Origin of the sequence: Dyadobacter sp. (genome assembly GCF_017744695.1) — a bacterium.
In the GTDB taxonomy this organism is placed as follows: Bacteria; Bacteroidota; Bacteroidia; order Cytophagales; family Spirosomataceae; genus Dyadobacter.
This window is the reverse complement of the sequence record NZ_JAGIAS010000001.1, coordinates 931,056-949,462: the sequence shown is the minus strand read 5'-3', so window position 1 is coordinate 949,462 and position 18,407 is coordinate 931,056. Positions and strand designations below refer to the sequence as shown.

Sequence of the window (18,407 nt, the reverse complement as noted above, 5' to 3'; positions counted from 1 at the left end):
GTTAATCTTAAATAAAATAGTCATCGCATTTCGGTGTCGAAGCAGGCGCCACTATTGTACTTCTGCCTCGACGAGTTCCGGCTTAGCCGGTTTTTTGACGACTTTTTCCTGCAAATACTGGAAGATCACGTACAGTACCGGGATCACGAACACCCCGAAGATGACGCCCGTGAGCATTCCGCCTACGGCACCGGTACCGATCGAACGGTTACCAAGCGCTGAACCACCGGTGGCGCGCATCAGCGGCAGCAGGCCGACGATGAATGCGAACGAGGTCATCAGGATCGGGCGCAGACGTAGCCGCGAAGCTTCCAGTGCCGACTCGACAATGCTCATACCTGCCTCGCGTCGCTGAACGGCGTACTCGATGATCAGGATCGCGTTTTTCGCGAGGAGCCCCACGAGCATGATCAGTCCGACCTGCACGTAGATATTGTTTTCAATGCCCATCCAGTTGATAAACAGCATCGACCCGAATACTCCGAGCGGGATCGTCAGGATCACGGCCAGCGGGAGGATGTAGCTTTCATATTGCGCTGCGAGCAGGAAGTATACGAACACCAAACTCAATACGAAGATCAGGATGATTTGCGATCCCGAGTTGATCTCTTCACGCGTCATACCGGTCCATTCGGTTTTGTAGTTGTTCGGCAGCACCTTCTCGGCAGTTTCCTGTACGGCGCGGATGGCGTCACCGGTACTGTAACCCGGTTTCGGCGTGCCGTTGATCATAACGGCATTGTACAGGTTGTTGCGGGTCACGGTTTCAGGTCCGAACACGCGTTTCAAAGTCACCAGCTGGTTGGCCGGTACCATTTCGCCTTCGGTGTTTTTAACATAAATACCATCGAGCGAAGAAGGATTCTTGCGGTACAGCGGATCGGCCTGGGCCATCACGCGGTAATATTTACCAAACCGGTTGAAATCCGACACGAAACTCGAACCGTAGTAGATTTGCAGCGTTTGCAGTAAGTCGTTCACCGGTACATTCAGCTGTTTGGCCTTCGCATTATCTACTTCCAGCTGGAATTGCGGGTTACCTGTTGCAAATGTGGTGAATGCGTAAGCGATCTCAGGACGCTGCATCAGCGCGCCGATGAATGCATTGGTAGTCGTGCTAAGTTTTTCCAATGAGCCGTTTCCACGGTCTTGCAGCATAAACTCGAAACCACTGACGTTACCGAAACCATCCACGGTAGGGAAGGTGAAGAAGAATGCATTCGCGTCGTTCACCGAACGTACCTGCTGCGACATCATGCCGACGATCTGGTTGAAATCCTGCACTTCACCGCGTTGTTCTTTCGGTTTCATGCGGATAAACCCTACCCCGTAAGGCGACGCGTTGGAGTTTGAAATGATGTTCATACCCTCCACAATGTAGCGCTGATCGGCGATAGGCGACTTTTTCACAATGCTATCCACCTGCGCCATCGCCCGCGACGTACGGTCGAGCGAGCTGCCCGGAGGCGTATTGAGCGCATACAGGAGGAAGCCCTGGTCTTCGGTAGGAATAAAGCCGGTCGGTGTGGTTTTAGTCAGCCAGAAGGTTGTTCCCGAGATGACGATCAATCCAATAATGGTTACCCATTTCTGGCGGATCAGGAATTGAAGGCTTTTCACATAACGGCCGGTCATCGACTCGAAACCTGCATTGAATGCGGCAAAGAAGCGCGCACCAAAACCTTTACGCTTGCCGCCGTGACCTTCTTCCGCATGCGGGTTTTTCAGGAAGAGCGCGGTAAGTGCCGGGCTGAGCGTCAAGGCGTTCAACGCGGAAATCAAAATGGCTATGGCTAATGTAAATGCAAACTGCCGGTAGAATACCCCCGCAGGACCTTGCATAAATCCGACGGGTACGAATACCGCGGCCATCACGAGGGTGATTGAAATGATCGCGCCGGAGATCTCATTCATGGATTCGATGGTAGCCGGCTTGGCTCCAAGGTTCGTTCGCTCCATCTTCGAGTGCACCGCCTCGACGACCACAATGGCGTCATCCACCACAATACCGATCGCGAGTACCAATGCAAACAGCGTCAGGAAGTTGATCGTGAACCCGAACAGCTGCATGAAGAAGAACGTACCGATGATCGCTACCGGAACGGCAATCGCCGGGATCAATGTCGAGCGGAAATCCTGCAAGAAGATGAACACGACGATAAACACGAGGATGAATGCTTCGAAAAGCGTCGAACGTACCTGATTGATCGACTCGTCGAGGAAGTCCTTCGAGTTGTACATGATGGTCGTTTTCAGACCTTTGGGCAATGTTTTGGAAAAATCCTCCACCAGTTTTTCAGCCTGGATCAAAATGTCGTTCGCGTTGGTACCGGCGGTCTGGAACACAGCCACACCGGACGACGCATTGCCATTCAGTTTACCATTGGAAGAGTAGGTGTAAGAACCGAATTCAACCCGTGCTACGTCTTTGAGACGGATTACCGAACCATCGCTGTTTGCTTTGATGATAATGTCCTCGTATTCTTTGTTTTGCGTGAGTTTTCCTTTGTATTTCAAAACATACTCGAAAACTTCTTTGGACGCTTCACCCAAACGGCCCGGGGCCGCTTCAAGGCTCTGCTCGCGAATAGCGCCTGTTACTTCCTGAGGCGAGAGTCCGTAAGCTGCGAGACGGTCCGGTTTAAGCCAGATACGCATCGAATAGTCGCGCGTACCGAACGGCTGCGCCTGACCGACCCCAGGTATACGTTGCAACTGGGGCACCAGGTTAATCTTAATGTAGTTCAAAAGGAACGTCTCGTCGTAAGTACTGTCCTCGCTCGAAAGCGCTACGAACATGATGATCGAGTTCTGTTGCTTTTGTGTGGAGATACCGGCTTGTACCACTTCCTGCGGAATCTGACTCACCGCTTTGGAAACACGGTTTTGCACGTTTACCGCAGCGATATCCGGGTCGGTACCCTGCTTGAAGTAGACGTTCAGGGCCATGGTACCGTCGTTGTTGGACGACGAGGTCATGTATGTCATGTTTTCAACCCCGTTCACGGCTTCTTCGATGGGTGTTGCCACTGCGCGGGCAACTACTTCGGCGTTCGCTCCGGGATATACGGCGGTCACCTGGACCGTCGGCGGCGCGATGTCGGGGAATTTGGTGATCGGCAGCGTCGTGAGCGATATGATCCCCAGGAGCAATATCAGGATGGATATTACCGTCGAAAGGACGGGCCTTTCTATAAATTTCTGAAACATATTATTGGAATTTGTCCCCGTTCACGGGGCTCATGATCGAGTGTTTTGGCAAAGCGGGAGCGGTCCATCGCATTACCGAATGCGATGGTGCTCTGCTAATTGGTGTGGAATTCGTAAACCTTTTACACCCGGCTGGTTAGATCGGATTGGCGTGCAGCAGACTGTCCATCGACATTTTCTGCGGCGCAATGGCCATGCCGTCGCGCAACCTGTCAAGTCCTGAGTATACGATCTTCTCTCCCGGTTTCAAACCTTTGGAAATCAGGTAGTAACGTCCGCTACGATCAGCGACTGTCACAGGGCGGCCTTCCACCTTGTTGCTGTCGAGCACGGTGTAAACCAACACCTTGTCCTGCAACTCGAATGTAGCCTCCTGCGGGATCAGCACCGATTTCGCCAATTGACGCGGGATGCGAATCCTGCCCGTGTTACCCGAGCGAAGCAGTCCGTTGCCATTCGGGAAGGTAGCGCGGAAGTTGATAGCGCCCATGGTTTTGTCAAACTGTCCTTCAACAACTTCTACTTTTCCTTTTTGAGGATAAATGCTGTTGTCGGCCAGTACGAGTTCAACCGCCGGAATATGCTTGATCTTCTGCTCAATGGTGTTTCCTTCAAATTCCTGCTTGAAGTCAAGGAAATCCAGCTCGCTCATCGAGAAGTATACGTGGATGTCTTTGGTTTCCGAGAGGACTGTCAATGCCTCCACGTTGTTCTTGCCTACGAGACTACCGGTTTTGAAAGGTATAATCCCGATATAACCATCGGCCGGGGCCGTTACCGAAGTATAGCCGACGTTGATCTTCGCTGCGTCCACGGCTGCCTGTGCCTGGGCTACATTAGCTTTGGCTGCGTCGTAAGCCGCTTTTGCAGTTTTCAACTGAACATCGGAGACAACCTTGTTGGCTACCAGCGGCGTCAGTTTCTCGACGTTGATCGATGCGCTTTCCAATGCGGCCTTCGCCGATTGCAGGCTGGCTTTCGCGGTATTGAGTTGCTCGGTATAAGGACGGGCGTCGATATGGAAGAGAACCTGTCCCTTGCGTACGTATGCGCCCTCGTCTACGGAGATGCGGTCGAGGTAACCATCCACTTGCGGGCGGATCTCGATATCGCGGCTGCCCTGGATGGAAGCGGTGAATTCGCGGTGCGCGGTCACTTCGTGATCGCTAACGGTGATAACTGGCAGCGCCTGTGCGGGCGGCGCCGAAGCGGGTGCGTTTGCGGTGGATGATCCACAGCTATATATGGCTGCGGAACCTGCGGCTAGTAACAGGAATGCGGCTAGCCCTTTTGCTGTTTTTAGTTGAACGGTTTTCATGGATGTGGACTTTTTTGCGGTGATAATCAGTTATTTGTGAATAGGTAGTGAAGTTATTATAACTAACGGTGTTAACCAAATTGGAAAAAAATTATAGGTTCTTGATGAAAGCGTTAACAGAGTCGTCCATTACTTTTTTGTTCATTTGAGAGTCGTCGATATCCGAGCAGCGCATCATTACGATCGAAATCAGACCATGCAGTACTGACCAGAACGCATAAATTTTGAAGCAAGTTTCATCTTCTGAAGATTTATTATCTTTTACGATTCCCTCAATTGCCTCGGCAATATGTTCACGGAAGCTGTTGAACTCCGGCTTCGCCTTGCCCGGGCTTGAACAGGGCATTCCCAAACCGTACATGAGCTGATAGTATTCGGGATTTTTGAAAGCAAAGTTCCAGTAAGTTTCGGCGTGGGCCCTTAGCCGTTCCTCCGGATCCGCGTATTTGCGCTTGTCTTTTTCCAGTAATCTATCGAGTAACCGGAAACCGTCCATAGAAAGTTCAAATAGGATCGCTTCTTTATTTTCGAAGTGATCGTAGATCACCGGTACGCTGTATTCGATGGCATCGGCTATCTTCCTGATGGACAGGGACTGCCAGCCTTCTTCTTTGACCAATTGCATGGCTACCGCCAGGATATTGGTCCGCATATTTTCTTTCTGCCGTATTTTTCGTTCGAGGATTCCCATGGTAATGCAAGATTTACCTAACGATGTTAGCAAAGGTAAGGCGGCTTTTTCACAATATCAACCACCAACCAGTTACTTGGAGGAAACCTCTGCTACGGATATTTCCACGACTAAAATCGTGCCCGGAGTGCAAATGTGTCAGCGAGTTACCGCCTGGGCAAGAGGCATTTCAGTGGTGCCGAACAGCCTTTCTTCCATCTTGCGGTCGTGCCCGTAAACATCCTTGCGGAACTGCAAATTGCCGTGCTGATCCACCCAGGAGGTAAAATAGCCTATGAAAACAGGGACTTCGTTTTTGCCGCGGAGGCGCACGTATTGCTCTTTTCCCGCATTCATGGCCGCGGTAATTTTTTCGGCAGTCCAGGTACTGTCGCGGCGCAGGAGCCATTCCGCGAGTTTTTTTGGTTCGGCCAACCGGATGCAGCCGTGGCTGAATGCCCGCTGGCTTTCTTTAAACAAACTTTTGCTCGGCGTGTCGTGGAAATAAATGCTATAACTGTTTGGAAATAAGAATTTTACCAGTCCAAGCGAGTTGGATTTGCCCGGTTTCTGCCGCACCGATCCGCCATTCCATTCCATATTGTGACGTGCCAGATAGTTCGGATTTTTCCTAATTCCAGGCAAAACTTCCTTTTTCAAAATGCTCGTTGGTACGTTCCAATAGGGGCTGAACACTATCTGATTTAAAGTACCTGAAAAAATGACAGTACTATTGGCCTCGGAACCCACCACGACGACCATATCGAATGACAATTTGCCATCTTCATATGCGTGCAAAGTAAATTCAGGAATGTTGACGAGAATGTAATCGGTAGGAGGAGCGGCCGGCATCCAGCGAATGCGCTCCATGTTGATGAGCATCTGGCGGATGCGGCTGGCTACGGGTACGTTTAGCTCTTTGAAGAATGCGGGGCCGGTAATACCCGTTTGTTTTTGGCCGACACGCTGCTGAAAATGCCTAACGGCGTTAGTAAGCGTCGTGTCGAAAACGGGAGTGCTGTCGGGGTCGGGCAGGTCGCCGAGCAAATGCAACCGGGTTTTCAGCGCTACGAGTAACGAGTCGCGGTCGCCCTCGCGGAATTTTCGGGTGGTGGCCACGGTATCCGGTTCTCCGTTCTTCGTCAATGCATAATATTGCAATACTTTCTGTTTCAATAGATTGTAATGCCGGTTGACAGGTTCGTAGGAGGCGACGTTCTGTCCCTTGTTTTTCAAAAGGGAATCGAGGAAAACCTCGGGGTTCAGCTTCCGGCGGGGGATAAACCAGTTGAGTTCCTGCGTATTGATTTGATGGTCGCCGGAATAGGCGAGGTCGGTGTAGCGGAAAAACTGCTCGGTCAGCGCAGGCTCGGCATTCATTACCAGCGCATTATCCGGACTGATCTTTTTCAGTTGCGAGAGTGAATCGATGGTCTTGTCAAGCGAAGGGTTATACAATGTGCTGTCACCCGAGTAGTGAATATAATCGTTCCGTAAACTTTGGAAAATCGGGACAAACTCGGCTACGCCATCGGGGAAAAACCATGCATACTGGTAGTTCCGGTGGTTGTAAAAGCTGCGCAGCTTGGCATTCAGGCTATCGCCAAGCGAATGGCTGGTGATGTAGGAAGCGAGGGCCGTCGTATCGATAAAGAGCTCGGTGAAAGAGTTTTCGACCGTAATGGTCGTGTCGCGGACGGCGATCTCGGTTTTCTTTTCGGATGTCTGGCGGCAAGCGGCCCCGGCCACTGCCAGGATAAGGAACAATGCGATTTTCTTCATATGCATAACAAGGTCGCGGATCGCACCAATATAGCGCCTTTGCCGTTAGAAATCCCATTCGAACCGAAGGATTATAAAATTTGGCAGCCTCTCTTCCTACCTGTTAGCTTCGGGGCAGAGATTTGGTTTTTTGTTGTTGATTTCTACCCGGACGCCAGGGTGCTGATACCTGGCTCCGGGTTTTTTGTTTTCAAACGCCTGGTGGTGGATTGGGTGAAGGCGTTAGCGACATCACGCTCCCCGGCGTTACGGCAAATGCATCTTTAAATGCCTTGGTGAATTTGCTGATGTTGTTGTAGCCGAGCATGTACCCTACCTCGGAGACATTCATTTGTCGCGCCATGAGCAATTCCCGCGCTTTGTGCATCCGCACGTTTTTGTAAAACTGGTAATAGCTGTGGCCAAACATCTGCCGGAAGAGTGTTTTGAACTTCGAAGGCGACATCAGCGCGCGCTGCGCGGCTACATGCACGGGCGGGCAGGGGCTTTGGTAATCGTTGAGCAATGAATGTCTGATCTCGTTCATTTTAATCACGTCGGCCGGGTGAATGGTGGCAGGGCGGTGTGTGCGGGCCTTTCTTTCTTCCATTCGTTGCAGCACGTGAAAGCAAAGTTCCAGGCAGCGGGCATGAATAAGCAGATTGTTCGTCCTGCCTCCATGCATTTGCTGATCCATTTCCTTCAACAGGTTCAGCGAATAGGTGTCGAGACATTCGACGTGGTACATCGGCTTGTCGGCATTTACGAATGAAAGCAGCATCGGGCGTTGCGATTCGGGTTGTCGGGAAATAAAATCGTGGATCCTTCCATAACTCATCACGATGAAAATGAGGTGATACTGTATGTCGGGTTCGAAAGAATAGGAGGCAGTAAGTTGCGGTGAGCTGAAATAAATACCGTTTTCGGTTCCGTAACCCAGGTTGAACAGGGTTTCTCCTGTGGTTGTGGCCAGAAATTGCTCGCTCAGGTTGGATGCCAACACGTAGTAACCCGGGTCATGGGTGATTTTGCGTTTGAACACCACGGGCTTGCGGAACATTACGCTTACCCGCCTCACGCGCAGCCCATGATCGATGTTGACCCGGTAAAAATCACCTTTCCCGATCTCGTTGTCGAATCTCAGCGAATCCTCGTCGAAAGTCGCACGGAGCTGTGGACCGACCTGGGCAAACCATTGATCGTCATTTTTGTAGGTGATCGTAAGCGGCCTGGAAGCGGGCATAGGAAGTGTGAATTATGAAATACGGCTTAATCCAACACCTAAATATATTATAAAAGTAAAAACCCGGAACACCTTGCGGCGTCCGGGCCTTACTTAGCCGCTGATGAAATGTATTTTATTGCAATTTGCCCATCAGGTCGTTGATCGCTGCCGTGAGGCCGGCTTCGGCTTTGATAGTGTTTTCGGGTAGTACCCCTTTGATCCCGCTACGCCATACCAGCCTGTCATTTTTGGTGTCGATCACGTCCAGGATCAGGGTGCCTTCCTGGTATTTGCCGATTTCAATTTCCTCGCTTTTCCAAGAGTAGCGGCGCTGGCCCATGTACCTCGGCAGGCCGTCGGTACGGAAGTCGGTTTGCCGGGTCTGTGACTTTTCCTGGACTTTCACCGAGAGGTTAACCATCAGTTCTGGCTTATCGCTTTTTACAAGCCCCTTGTCCTTCATATGGCTGGCTATCGTTTTGGTAGCGAGCGCCTTGCTCTCGGCAAACAGTGGTGCGAGCGTGTCAGCGCCTTCCGGGAATGTGTATTGCAGGTTGAAAGTCTGGTAGTCGCGGACCGAGAAGCCCGCTTCTTTGGAAGTTTTCAATTGCTTGTACCCTGTACTGCACGCAGCAAAAAATATCGACATGGCAAGTACTGCCCATTTCATGTTCGTTTTCATGTTTTCGATGTTTAGTGATAGGTGGATGTGGATGCGCGTTGCGCAGCTCACTGTTTTGAACAATGCAAAATTAGCGCCCCGGGTCGGGAGGATGTTAGCCCGGAAAGGCATTGGAATATCCCGAAAGGACATATCGTACAGGAGGGATTAGATTTTTATTATAATCGCATCAGGCCTGTACACAAGCGCCGGATTCGCATTTATTTTGCCATCATATTCTGAAACACCAATTCGACAAACTCATGACGCTCCTCAGTTTTGCACTTCGGATCAAGGAAGTCAGGGATTTACAAAATTCCTATGCTGCCACGCGCGATATCGACGTTCTCGCTCGTCTGAAAGATATGGAGAGAGAGCTGGACAGGTTGATTCACAGTATTATCACAACCCCACGTAACCCCCTCTAACGTCTTTTGCCGGTGGCGTGAACACATAACGCTTGACGTCGCCGGCGTTCCTTTCCCGCTTGATGGGTAATATCGGTCAACTGGTCACTTTTTAGAGAGCAACCAACCTGATCCGACCCATGACCCAATCCAGACGTGATTTTCTCGGTACTGCTTCGGCCCTTGCCGCCGGGGCTGGTATATCGGCCATTATTCCTTCCACGGCTTCGGCTTTCTCAGCAGTCTCGCCGGCGGACAAAATCCGCATTGGAGCGATTGGCATTAATGGAATGGGCTGGGCCGATCTGAATGCAATCCTTAAAAACCCGGGGACGGAATGCGTGGCATTGTGCGATGTCGATAAAAATGTGCTCGACAAGCGTGCCGCAGAACTGGCCAAAGGTGGCGCAAAAGTCAAAACTTATGGCGATTACCGGCAGTTGCTGGCCGACAAGGATGTCGACGCGGTGGTGATCGGTACGCCCGACCACTGGCATTGTCTCATGATGGTCGAGGCTTGTCAGGCCGGGAAGGATATTTATGTTGAAAAACCCATCGGGAACTCCATTGCCGAATGCCGGGCGATGGTCGCGGCTCAGCAGCGCCACAACCGTGTGGTGCAGGTAGGGCAATGGCAGCGCAGCCAGAAGCATTTCCGCGACGCCATCGATTTTGTGCATTCGGGCAAGCTTGGGAAAATAAGACTGGTGAAAGTATGGGGCTATTTCGCCTGGGTAAATCCGATCAGTAAATTGCCGGACGGCAACCCGCCAGCCGGTGTGGATTACAAAAGCTGGCTCGGTCCGGCTCAGAACAGGCCGTTCAACCCCAACCGTTTTCATTTCAATTTCCGGTGGTTCTGGGACTACGCGGGCGGGTTGATGACCGACTGGGGCGTGCATTTGCTCGACTATGCATTATTGGGGATGAAATCTGCTACCCCCAACAGCATTATGGCTGCCGGAGGCAAATTTGCCAATCAGGATTCCGGCGCCGAAACGCCCGATACCCTCACGACCGTGTTCGAATTCGACGATTTTAACATCCAGTGGGAGCACGCCATGGGGATCGACGGCGGCCCGTACGCACGCGGGCACGGCATCGCTTTTATCGGCAACAACGGAACACTGGTACTGAACCGCGACGGCTGGGAGGTAATTCCCGAAGGTAAGCGTATGGAAGCCGTGGCATTCCAGAAATCAGTAGACAATGGTCTCGACCTGCACGCGAAGAATTTCATTGAGGTCGTCAAATCCAGAAAAATGACCGATCTGAACGCACCTATCCAGGTGGGGGCAGACATCGCCGTGTTCTCGCAAATGGGTAATATCGCTTACCGCACAGGAAAGAAGATTTATTGGGACAAAGAAAAAGGAAAGTTTACGGATGATGAAGCCAATAAGCTGATCGCCAAGGAATACCACAATGGTTACAAAATGCCCTCTGTTTCATAAATTTTACTGGTGAATATGAAAAGAACCTGTTTCTGGTTGATTTTTCTTCAAATAGCCTTCACCTATGTGGGTATCGCGCAGCAGGTGCGCAAGGCCTCAGGCACGAAGCGTTACCTGTATGTGGCGACACCGGGCATCAGGGATTACCTCGGTTACGGTGGGCACGGGTTGCTGGTTTTTGATATGGACAACAATCACCGCTTCGTGAAACGGATTGCTACCCGCGGGCTGCACCCGAACGGCAAGCCCTCTAACGTAAAAGGCGTAGCGGTCAGCCTTCCGCTGAACAGTATTTTCGTGAGCACGATCGAAGGATTGCAACGCATAGATCTTACGACGGAAAAGGTAGTTTGGGAGAAGACATTTGAAGGCGGCTGCGACCGGATGGCGATTTCTCCGGACGGCCGCACCATGTACCTGCCGTCGCTGGAAAAGGGTTTCTGGAATGTCGTCAGCTGCGAAACGGGCGATATTATTAAAAAGATCAATGTGCACAAAAGGGCGCATAATACGATCTACGGTGCTTCCGGAAATGCGGTGTATATGGGCGACATCGCAAGCCCGTGGCTGCATATAGCCGATCCTAAAACACATGAACTAACCCGGAAAGTAGGTTCGTTCGCCAATTACGTGCGGCCATTTACCGTTACCGCCGATGAATCGCTGGCTTACATCACGGTCGACAGCCTGCTGGGTTTCGAGGTGGGCGACATTCGAAAGGGGACAAAAATTGCGCATATCGAAGTGGAAGGATGGGAACGAGGCCCCGTACGCAGGCATGGTAACCCGAGCCACGGCATCGGCCTCACGCCCGATGAAACAGAAATATGGCTTTGCGACGGCCACAATATGCGGATGCATGTTTTCAGCGCAAAGCCACCCTACCAGCAACGGACCACCATCCCCGTTCAGGACATGCCGGGCTGGGTCACATTCAGTATGGACGGCCGGTACGCTTACCCATCGAGCGGGGAGGTGATCGATGTGAAAACCCGCAAAATCGTCGGCATATTGACAGACGAGTTTCACAACAATGTGGCCAGTGAGAAGATGGTGGAGATCCAGTTTGCAGGGGACAAGCCGGTACGCGCAGGCGATCAGTTTGGCATTGGCCGTGCGGGTAAATAACGGGATGAAGTAGCCAGCCGCGGTCGCGGTGCGTTGATTTTACAAAATGGTAATACGCAGGCCGGAACTTGCTTTCCTTCAAAGGTATTTCTAACTTATTCAGGGTGATCGCGCGGTATCCTGCGGTCGCCCGGCTTTATGAATGAGAGACAAAAACGGCTCAGGGAGCGGCGGCTGATCAAGCTTTCGATCATTACCGGTTCGGCTTTTACGATCTGGGCCATTATCGTCGGTATAGCCGGTGATTCCAAATCCATTATTTTCGACGCCCTTTTTTCGATGGTCGGGATCAGCCTGTCGGGGGTGTCGTTGCTGGTAAACAACTTCGTCCGCAAACCCGACGATGACGACCTCCCTTTCGGACGGGCGCAATTTGAGCCGTTTTCGATGACATTGCAATCGGCCGTGATCATCTTCCTCTGTTTATATTCGCTCGCAACGTCGGTGATGGACATTATCGGTGGCGGAAAGTTCGTCGAGCTCGATATTGCATTGCCCTACCTGATAGCCTCCATCATCGGGTGTTTTTTACTCTGGTTGTATTTCAGGCGAAAAGCGCTGCAAATCCGCTCGGAATATGTGCGCATCGAGGCCACCGAATGGCAGCTCGATGCGCTGCTGAGTACGGGTGTATTGGTGGTACTGTCGTTGGGGTACTTTCTGCGCGGAACCTCGATGGCCTTCCTGATACCTTACCTCGATCCGGGGATGGTGATCATCATTTCCATTCTTTTCCTACGTATTCCGGTCAGTACTTTTTGGAAGAACATCCGGGAATTGCTCCAATTTGCGCCCGATGACGAGGTGGAGGAAAAAATTCACCAGGAGGCCGAAGCGATCTCCAAGCACTACGGCTTTATCGATGAATACGTACGCGTCGCCAAAACCGGGAGCAGTTACACCATCGAAATCGATTTTTTGCTGCCCGAAGAACTTGCGCATACGCAGGTGAAAGAGCTCGATGCGATCAGGCAGGAGTTGTACGACCACATTCGGGGAGACTATAAAATGTGGCTCACCATTTCATTTACCACCGAGCGTAAATGGATGATCTGAGCGGCCCTTCTGCCGCAACTGCATTTGCTTGGGCGTAATGCCGAACTTCCTTTTAAATGCCTGAATGAAATTGCTGCCGGTAGAATATCCCACGACTTCCGCCACCTCATCGACCGTCAACCCGGTGTCGAGCAGCAATTGGCGGGCATGGAGCATTCTTTTTTCGTGGATCAGGCCGTATACCGTGGTATTGTATTTCAATTTGAAACCTTCACGAATCTGGTGTTCCGACAGCCGCGTGTTTTGGGCAACACTTTCCAATGAATGCGGCGTCAGAAAATGGGTACTGAGGTATTCGTAAATTTCGGCGAGCTCCTGCCCGGCCCCGGCAGGTAAGCTGAGCGCATGGTGCTCCTGCCTGTACTGCTGCAATTGCAGGGCGAGTAATTCGAGGATTTTGCCGTTCAGGTACATTTCCGAAAGGTCGTCGGCCACCGGCGCATGCAATATGCGGTGCAGGACCGAATGCATTTCACCACTTACCGGTGCCGCTCTGTCGAAAAGCGCCAGCGGCTGCCCGTTTTCCAGCGCATTTTCCAGCTGTTTAACCGGATTGCCGTTTTGTTGCAGGAATTGGAGCAAATACTCCTTTTTCAGAATTAATGCAAGGTATTCAAAGCCTTTTTGACGGTTGTAGAAGATGTCCGAATCGAAATTTTCGGAATAATAAATATTGTACTCGGCCGGCCGCAAGGGGTGTTCGCCCGGAATATCCCGGAAATGTGCATTGGAATGGCCCGTCACCTGGAAATGCAAGCTGATATGCGGGTCGCTTTTCATGCCGCGGATTTGCATATCCTGCAAAAAATCGGCCTGGAAACGGATAATCCCGAAATTGCGTGCATAGATATTCTTCACACGATGGTTCACGAAAGGTATCCGCGGCGCGTCATGTTCGAAGGTATCCACCGAGGACTGCGAAAGGAACTTTCTGCCCGCGATTTCCCTGTATGATTCATTATCAATGATATAGGCCATGCACAAATTTCAATGTTTTTATTGGCTATCCCAATATTTTTCGAAACCCGGGGCACCTACCTTTGCCGGAAAACAGATTTGAAACAACAATGAGTATTCTGGTAACGGGTAGTGCGGGACATTTGGGTGAGGCGCTTATGCGCACGCTCAGGAGTCGGGGAATGGCAGCCACAGGCATTGATATTAAACATTCAGCTTATACCGACCTGGTCGGCGATATTGCCGACAGGGATTTTGTGAAAACAGCGATGCGGGGTATCCGCACTGTTATGCACACGGCAACTTTGCATAAGCCGCACGTGGCGACACACAGCAAGCAGGATTTTGTGGATACCAATATTACCGGCACGCTTAACCTGCTCGAAGAGGCCGTGCTGCAAGGTGTTTCGGCATTTTTGTTTACGAGTACCACCAGCACATTCGGTGCGGCGATGAACCCGGCAAAAGGAGAACCCGCGGCATGGATTACCGAGGAAGTGGTCCCCCGCCCGAAAAACATTTACAGCGTTACCAAGCTGGCCGCGGAAAACCTGTGCGAGCTTTTCCATCGCAAAAGCGGGTTGCCGGTGCTGATCCTGCGTACATCGCGTTTTTTCCCGGAAGACGACGATAATGCCGAAATCCGCAAACGTTACGACACGCCCAACGTGCAGGCGCTGGAATTACTCTATCGCCGCGTCGATGTTGCCGATGCCGTATCGGCGCATCTGTTAGCCATGGAAAAAGCCGGAACGATCGGTTTCGGCAAATACATTATTTCGGCGACCACGCCGTTCACGCCTTCGCACCTGGCACGGTTGCACACCGATGCGCCCGGGGTCGTCTGCTCGCTGTATCCTGAATGCGAAGCGCTTTTTGATACCCGGGGCTGGAAGTTATTTCCGGAAATCGATCGCGTGTATGTGAATGAGCGTGCGCGGCAGGAGCTGGGATGGAAGCCGGAGTACGATTTTGCCCACGTGCTGCAAAGTTTGCGTAACGGTGCCGATTTCCGGAGCGATCTGGCGCGGGAAGTCGGCAGCAAGGGATATCATGAAGAGGAATTTGAAGAAGGGCCGTTCCCTGTTGAATCATAAGAGGAAATTGTCGTTGTTGTTACATTCCTACGGAATTTTGTAATGTCGGGCCAAAACGTCTGGCTACCAATATTATGTGTCTGACGGCACTATTGTGGAATATATAATCGCGTTAGCGATGAAATATTGGTAGGGAACAGCTCGAATATACACTGGATAATGCCGTAGGGCATGTAACAACAACAGTGAAGATGGCGTGAAGCTCCTGCTTCAAGCACGTTATGTGCAGGCCTCCGGCCGGTCAGTAATGCAAAAGATGACCATTGCATTATCGACCGGCCGGAGGCCTGTGAATAACCCGTACGAAGCAAGAGCTTCGCGCCACTTTTACATATTCAAAGCGCCACGCCCGGATGCGGTCAGGAACGCTTCTTTCAGCGCTTCCGCGTACGTCGGGTGCGCGTAGGAGATCGTCGACGAGGCCAGATCCGTAATTTCATATTCCATGATCGTGACCGCCTGGGCGATCAGGTCAGCGGCGCGGGCACCGATGATGTGCACGCCGAGAACCTCTCCGTATTTCGGATCCGAGAGGACTTTGGCGAAACCGGACGTGTCGCCGGCCGCGCGGCCGCGTCCGCTCGCAGAGAACGGGAATTTACCTTTGTTATAAGGAATGCCCTGCTCTTTGAGCTGCTCTTCCGTAAGTCCCACACTCGCCACTTCCGGCCAGCTGTAAACGACGCCCGGAATGCGGTCGTAGTTGATTTGGTGCGGATGACCGTGAATGCCTTCTACCGCTGCGATTGCTTCATCTTCCGCTTTATGAGCAAGCATCGGGCCTTTGATGACGTCGCCGATGGCGTACACATTCGGGACGGCCGTCTGGAACGTTGCATTGGTCACGATCCGGCCGCGGTCGTCTTTCTGGATAGCGGTGTTTTCTAGGCCCAACCCGTCGGTGTAAGGCTTCCTGCCTACGGCGACCATGCAATAATCGGTCGTGATTTCCTGCTGTTTCTGGTCTGCGCCGGTGTATTTGACCGTCACTTTTTTGCCGTCGCTCACTGCCGAATCGACACGCTGGCTGAGGAGTATGTCGATGCCCGATTTGGTGAGGATCTTTTTCAGTTCGGTCGTCAGCTCCTTGTCCATGGTAGGGACGAGGTTGGCAGCGTATTCGATGATGGTCACTTTGGTGCCGAGCCGTGCATATACCGACGCCATTTCCACGCCAATTACCCCGCCGCCGATCACCGACATGGTGGCCGGGATTTCGTTCAGCGACAGTGCCTCGGTAGAAGAAATAATGCGTTTTTTATCGATTGCCGCATTGGGCAGCGAAATCGGCTTCGAACCCGTTGCGATGATCGTGTATTTGCTTTGATACTCCTGCTCCGAACCGTCGGCGCTTTTCACAGCAATGCGCTCGTTAGAGAGAAACCGCGCGGTACCATAAATGACGGCGATCTTGTTTTTCTTCATGAGAAAATTAATACCCGCCACATTCTGTGATACCACCTCGCTTTTGCGCCCGAAGAACTGCTTCACATCCAGCGAAAGCCCTTTAACCATGATGCCGAAATTCGCAAAGCGTGTTTCGGCATCATGGTAATGTTCGGAGCTGTCGAGCAATGCCTTGGCAGGAATGCAGCCTACATTGGTGCAGGTGCCGCCAAGGTTGTTGTACTTTTCGATAATGGCTGTTTTATAGCCCAGTTGAGAGGCCCGAATGGCCGCGGTGTACCCGCCCGGCCCGGAGCCGATGACGATCAGATCATAGTCCTGGTTGATCATGGGAAAATTATACTTGGCAGTAATGAGTGATGATATTTCAATTGCTGCCCAATGTAATGCAACCGCTGGTGATTTTCAATCCATCGCCGTACAAATCTCCACCAGAAATCCGTTCAGATCGCGGACATATGATACCACTTGCCCCCAGGGTTTGGTTTTGGGTTTCGAAACCAGCGTAGCGCCCGCGTCCAGCGCTTTTTGAAATGCCTCCTCCACATTTTCGACGGTAAAGCCGATCTCGAAGGCAAATGGCCTGGCAGCGGGATCGCTCTCCGTGAATCCTTCGGGAATGTTGGTTTTGGCCAGTTCCGTCTGGGCGAACGAGAGCGTCGTGTCACCCGTGAGGAGCTCTCCATAATCGTTGCCGGGGGCGATGAATTTTCTCTGGAAACCAAATGCATTTTCGTAGAATGCAATGGTAGCTGGTACGTCCCTGACGTACAGGATGGTGTATGCGAAATTGGCCATTGTTAACGGTGGTTTAGAGATGATCGATCGGCTCATGTCCGAGCACGTTGCCCGACTGGTCAACGGATATGAAAGGATTGTTCGAAATTTCCCAGATATTCCCCTCCGGGTCGGCAAACAGGAAGTAGCTGCCGCCAAAAGCCGGTTCGGTTATGCCCTGGACAATTTCCACCCCTTTACCCGATAGCTCGCTACAAATGCTTTCAACCTCCGCGCGGGAATTGACCATCAAAGCCATGTTAAATGGGCGAAAACCACTTCCTTCCGGATCTCGATTATTGAATTTTGCGAGATTTTTCCGGCCAAACAGGCCCAGCAAAATGCCGTTCAATTTGAAAAAAACAATCTCCCGATTGGTTGCTTCAATTTTCCAACCCAAGGTGTGGTTATAGAAATCGCGGAGGGCCGGAAGATTGTCGGCGGCGAGCATAAGTACGCTGAGTCGTTGTTCCATTGGAAGTTTGTTGAATGATGCAACAAAACTAATAGCCGTCCAGGGAAGGCTGTTTGGAAAAAAGCGACAAAATCAAATCAGGGAAGGGGCTATGCCGGCATATTTGCGGATTTCGTTGCTGAGATGCGCGTGGTCGTAGTAACCTGCTTCCAGGGCGATATCGAGCAGGGATTGCATTTTACCTTTTTTGATGAGCTGCAATGCGTGCCGGAAACGCATAATGTTGAGGAATTCCTTGGGGCTGAGGCCCACGTGCTGTTTAAACGTCCGCTGCAATTGCCGGATCGACATACAGCCATTTTGTGCCAGCGTCGACACGTCAATCAAGCCGTTTTTTGCTTCAATTTCCCTGATAACCGACATGATCCGGAGGTCACCGGTTTGTAATTTCCGGAGAAAGAATTGGTCGAGGTAGGATTTTGGGTCGGTTTTCCGTCTGCGAAGGTCCGGAGCGAGTGCAGGATCGAATTCAGCGGTTTGATCCGTAAATACATGCATGGATTCATACTGATAAAATGCAGCAAACCCAGCCGGTCTGAAACGCACGCCGATGAGGAGCGACCCGGGCGAAACGACAGTTTCAATGGCGTGAGACATCGCCCCTACGAGGTAGCTTCTTTCATTTTTCATGGAAAAACCGTCCGCATCGGGCAACTCGTCATCGCCGAGGTTCATGATGATATCGACGCAGCCATCCGGCAGGATCGTTTGGGTAGTCATAGGCCTGTCATCGCCTGTTACTTTCCAGTAGGCATCGATGTACGGCGCGAGCGCCGGATGAGGACGGTATTCCGTGTAGGCCAT

At 51.6% G+C, this 18,407-nt stretch carries 15 protein-coding genes; 4 read left to right on the top strand and 11 right to left on the bottom strand.

The window, feature by feature from the left end:
- Positions 1-51: 51 nt before the first annotated feature.
- The 6 genes from J7619_RS03610 to J7619_RS03585 all read right to left on the bottom strand — a co-directional run bounded on the left by J7619_RS03610 (position 52) and on the right by J7619_RS03585 (position 8,866).
- Positions 52-3,210, bottom strand: coding sequence for an efflux RND transporter permease subunit (locus J7619_RS03610; RefSeq protein WP_291194153.1), 3,159 nt, complete (start codon positions 3,208-3,210; stop codon positions 52-54).
- A 136-nt stretch (positions 3,211-3,346) separates the two neighbouring features.
- Positions 3,347-4,528, bottom strand: coding sequence for an efflux RND transporter periplasmic adaptor subunit (locus J7619_RS03605; RefSeq protein WP_291194151.1), 1,182 nt, complete (start codon positions 4,526-4,528; stop codon positions 3,347-3,349).
- Positions 4,529-4,619: 91 nt separating this feature from the next.
- Positions 4,620-5,219, bottom strand: a complete 600-nt coding sequence (locus J7619_RS03600; protein ID WP_291194148.1) for a TetR/AcrR family transcriptional regulator — start codon at positions 5,217-5,219, stop codon at positions 4,620-4,622.
- Positions 5,220-5,357: 138 nt separating this feature from the next.
- Positions 5,358-6,980, bottom strand: a complete 1,623-nt coding sequence (locus J7619_RS03595) for a murein L,D-transpeptidase (RefSeq protein WP_291194146.1) — start codon at positions 6,978-6,980, stop codon at positions 5,358-5,360.
- A 190-nt stretch (positions 6,981-7,170) separates the two neighbouring features.
- Positions 7,171-8,202, bottom strand: a complete 1,032-nt coding sequence (locus J7619_RS03590) for a helix-turn-helix transcriptional regulator (RefSeq protein WP_291194143.1) — start codon at positions 8,200-8,202, stop codon at positions 7,171-7,173.
- 115 nt (positions 8,203-8,317) lie between these two features.
- Positions 8,318-8,866, bottom strand: a complete 549-nt coding sequence (locus tag J7619_RS03585) for a DUF4136 domain-containing protein (RefSeq protein WP_291194140.1) — start codon at positions 8,864-8,866, stop codon at positions 8,318-8,320.
- Between the two features lie 526 nt (positions 8,867-9,392).
- Between J7619_RS03585 and J7619_RS03580 the strand changes: the two genes are divergently transcribed.
- The 3 genes from J7619_RS03580 to J7619_RS03570 all read left to right on the top strand — a co-directional run bounded on the left by J7619_RS03580 (position 9,393) and on the right by J7619_RS03570 (position 12,890).
- On the top strand, positions 9,393-10,706 hold the full coding sequence (locus J7619_RS03580) for a Gfo/Idh/MocA family oxidoreductase (protein WP_291194137.1): 1,314 nt from the start codon (positions 9,393-9,395) through the stop codon (positions 10,704-10,706).
- A gap of 15 nt (positions 10,707-10,721) precedes the next feature.
- Entirely contained in the window at positions 10,722-11,834 is a 1,113-nt protein-coding gene (locus tag J7619_RS03575) for a YncE family protein (RefSeq protein ID WP_291194133.1), read from the top strand.
- A 138-nt stretch (positions 11,835-11,972) separates the two neighbouring features.
- On the top strand, positions 11,973-12,890 hold the full coding sequence (locus tag J7619_RS03570) for a cation diffusion facilitator family transporter (RefSeq protein WP_291194130.1): 918 nt from the start codon (positions 11,973-11,975) through the stop codon (positions 12,888-12,890).
- Here the strand turns inward: J7619_RS03570 and J7619_RS03565 are convergent.
- Entirely contained in the window at positions 12,858-13,868 is a 1,011-nt protein-coding gene (locus J7619_RS03565) for an AraC family transcriptional regulator (protein ID WP_291194127.1), read from the bottom strand. The genes J7619_RS03570 and J7619_RS03565 overlap by 33 nt on opposite strands.
- Before the next feature lie 89 nt (positions 13,869-13,957).
- Here J7619_RS03565 and J7619_RS03560 point away from each other — a divergent pair, with 89 nt between their 5' ends.
- Entirely contained in the window at positions 13,958-14,944 is a 987-nt protein-coding gene (locus tag J7619_RS03560) for an NAD(P)-dependent oxidoreductase (RefSeq protein ID WP_291194125.1), read from the top strand.
- 327 nt (positions 14,945-15,271) lie between these two features.
- Here J7619_RS03560 and lpdA read toward each other — a convergent pair whose 3' ends face one another.
- From lpdA to J7619_RS03540, 4 genes are all read right to left on the bottom strand, one after another.
- Positions 15,272-16,681: a dihydrolipoyl dehydrogenase gene (gene lpdA, locus J7619_RS03555; RefSeq protein WP_291194122.1), complete on the bottom strand. Its 1,410-nt coding sequence runs from the start codon at positions 16,679-16,681 to the stop codon at positions 15,272-15,274.
- A gap of 75 nt (positions 16,682-16,756) precedes the next feature.
- Entirely contained in the window at positions 16,757-17,149 is a 393-nt protein-coding gene (locus J7619_RS03550) for a VOC family protein (protein ID WP_291194119.1), read from the bottom strand.
- Between the two features lie 13 nt (positions 17,150-17,162).
- A complete protein-coding gene (locus tag J7619_RS03545) occupies positions 17,163-17,603 on the bottom strand; it encodes a VOC family protein (RefSeq protein ID WP_291194116.1) in 441 nt (146 codons plus the stop codon).
- 72 nt (positions 17,604-17,675) lie between these two features.
- Positions 17,676-18,407: a helix-turn-helix transcriptional regulator gene (locus tag J7619_RS03540; protein ID WP_291194113.1), complete on the bottom strand. Its 732-nt coding sequence runs from the start codon at positions 18,405-18,407 to the stop codon at positions 17,676-17,678.

What these genes read in the sequence shown, in the direction of transcription:
- J7619_RS03545 (WP_291194116.1), bottom strand. Translation starts at nt 17,603, where the DNA reads ATGGAACAACGACTCAGCGTACTTATGCTCGCCGCCGACAATCTTCCG.
- J7619_RS03605 (WP_291194151.1), bottom strand. Translation starts at nt 4,528, where the DNA reads ATGAAAACCGTTCAACTAAAAACAGCAAAAGGGCTAGCCGCATTCCTG.
- J7619_RS03540 (WP_291194113.1), bottom strand. Translation starts at nt 18,407, where the DNA reads ATGGCCTACACGGAATACCGTCCTCATCCGGCGCTCGCGCCGTACATC.
- J7619_RS03600 (WP_291194148.1), bottom strand. Translation starts at nt 5,219, where the DNA reads ATGGGAATCCTCGAACGAAAAATACGGCAGAAAGAAAATATGCGGACC.
- J7619_RS03560 (WP_291194125.1), top strand. Translation starts at nt 13,958, where the DNA reads ATGAGTATTCTGGTAACGGGTAGTGCGGGACATTTGGGTGAGGCGCTT.
- lpdA (WP_291194122.1), bottom strand. Translation starts at nt 16,681, where the DNA reads ATGATCAACCAGGACTATGATCTGATCGTCATCGGCTCCGGGCCGGGC.
- J7619_RS03610 (WP_291194153.1), bottom strand. Translation starts at nt 3,210, where the DNA reads ATGTTTCAGAAATTTATAGAAAGGCCCGTCCTTTCGACGGTAATATCC.
- J7619_RS03580 (WP_291194137.1), top strand. Translation starts at nt 9,393, where the DNA reads ATGACCCAATCCAGACGTGATTTTCTCGGTACTGCTTCGGCCCTTGCC.
- J7619_RS03590 (WP_291194143.1), bottom strand. Translation starts at nt 8,202, where the DNA reads ATGCCCGCTTCCAGGCCGCTTACGATCACCTACAAAAATGACGATCAA.
- J7619_RS03575 (WP_291194133.1), top strand. Translation starts at nt 10,722, where the DNA reads ATGAAAAGAACCTGTTTCTGGTTGATTTTTCTTCAAATAGCCTTCACC.
- J7619_RS03550 (WP_291194119.1), bottom strand. Translation starts at nt 17,149, where the DNA reads ATGGCCAATTTCGCATACACCATCCTGTACGTCAGGGACGTACCAGCT.
- J7619_RS03565 (WP_291194127.1), bottom strand. Translation starts at nt 13,868, where the DNA reads ATGGCCTATATCATTGATAATGAATCATACAGGGAAATCGCGGGCAGA.
- J7619_RS03585 (WP_291194140.1), bottom strand. Translation starts at nt 8,866, where the DNA reads ATGAAAACGAACATGAAATGGGCAGTACTTGCCATGTCGATATTTTTT.
- J7619_RS03595 (WP_291194146.1), bottom strand. Translation starts at nt 6,980, where the DNA reads ATGAAGAAAATCGCATTGTTCCTTATCCTGGCAGTGGCCGGGGCCGCT.
- J7619_RS03570 (WP_291194130.1), top strand. Translation starts at nt 11,973, where the DNA reads ATGAATGAGAGACAAAAACGGCTCAGGGAGCGGCGGCTGATCAAGCTT.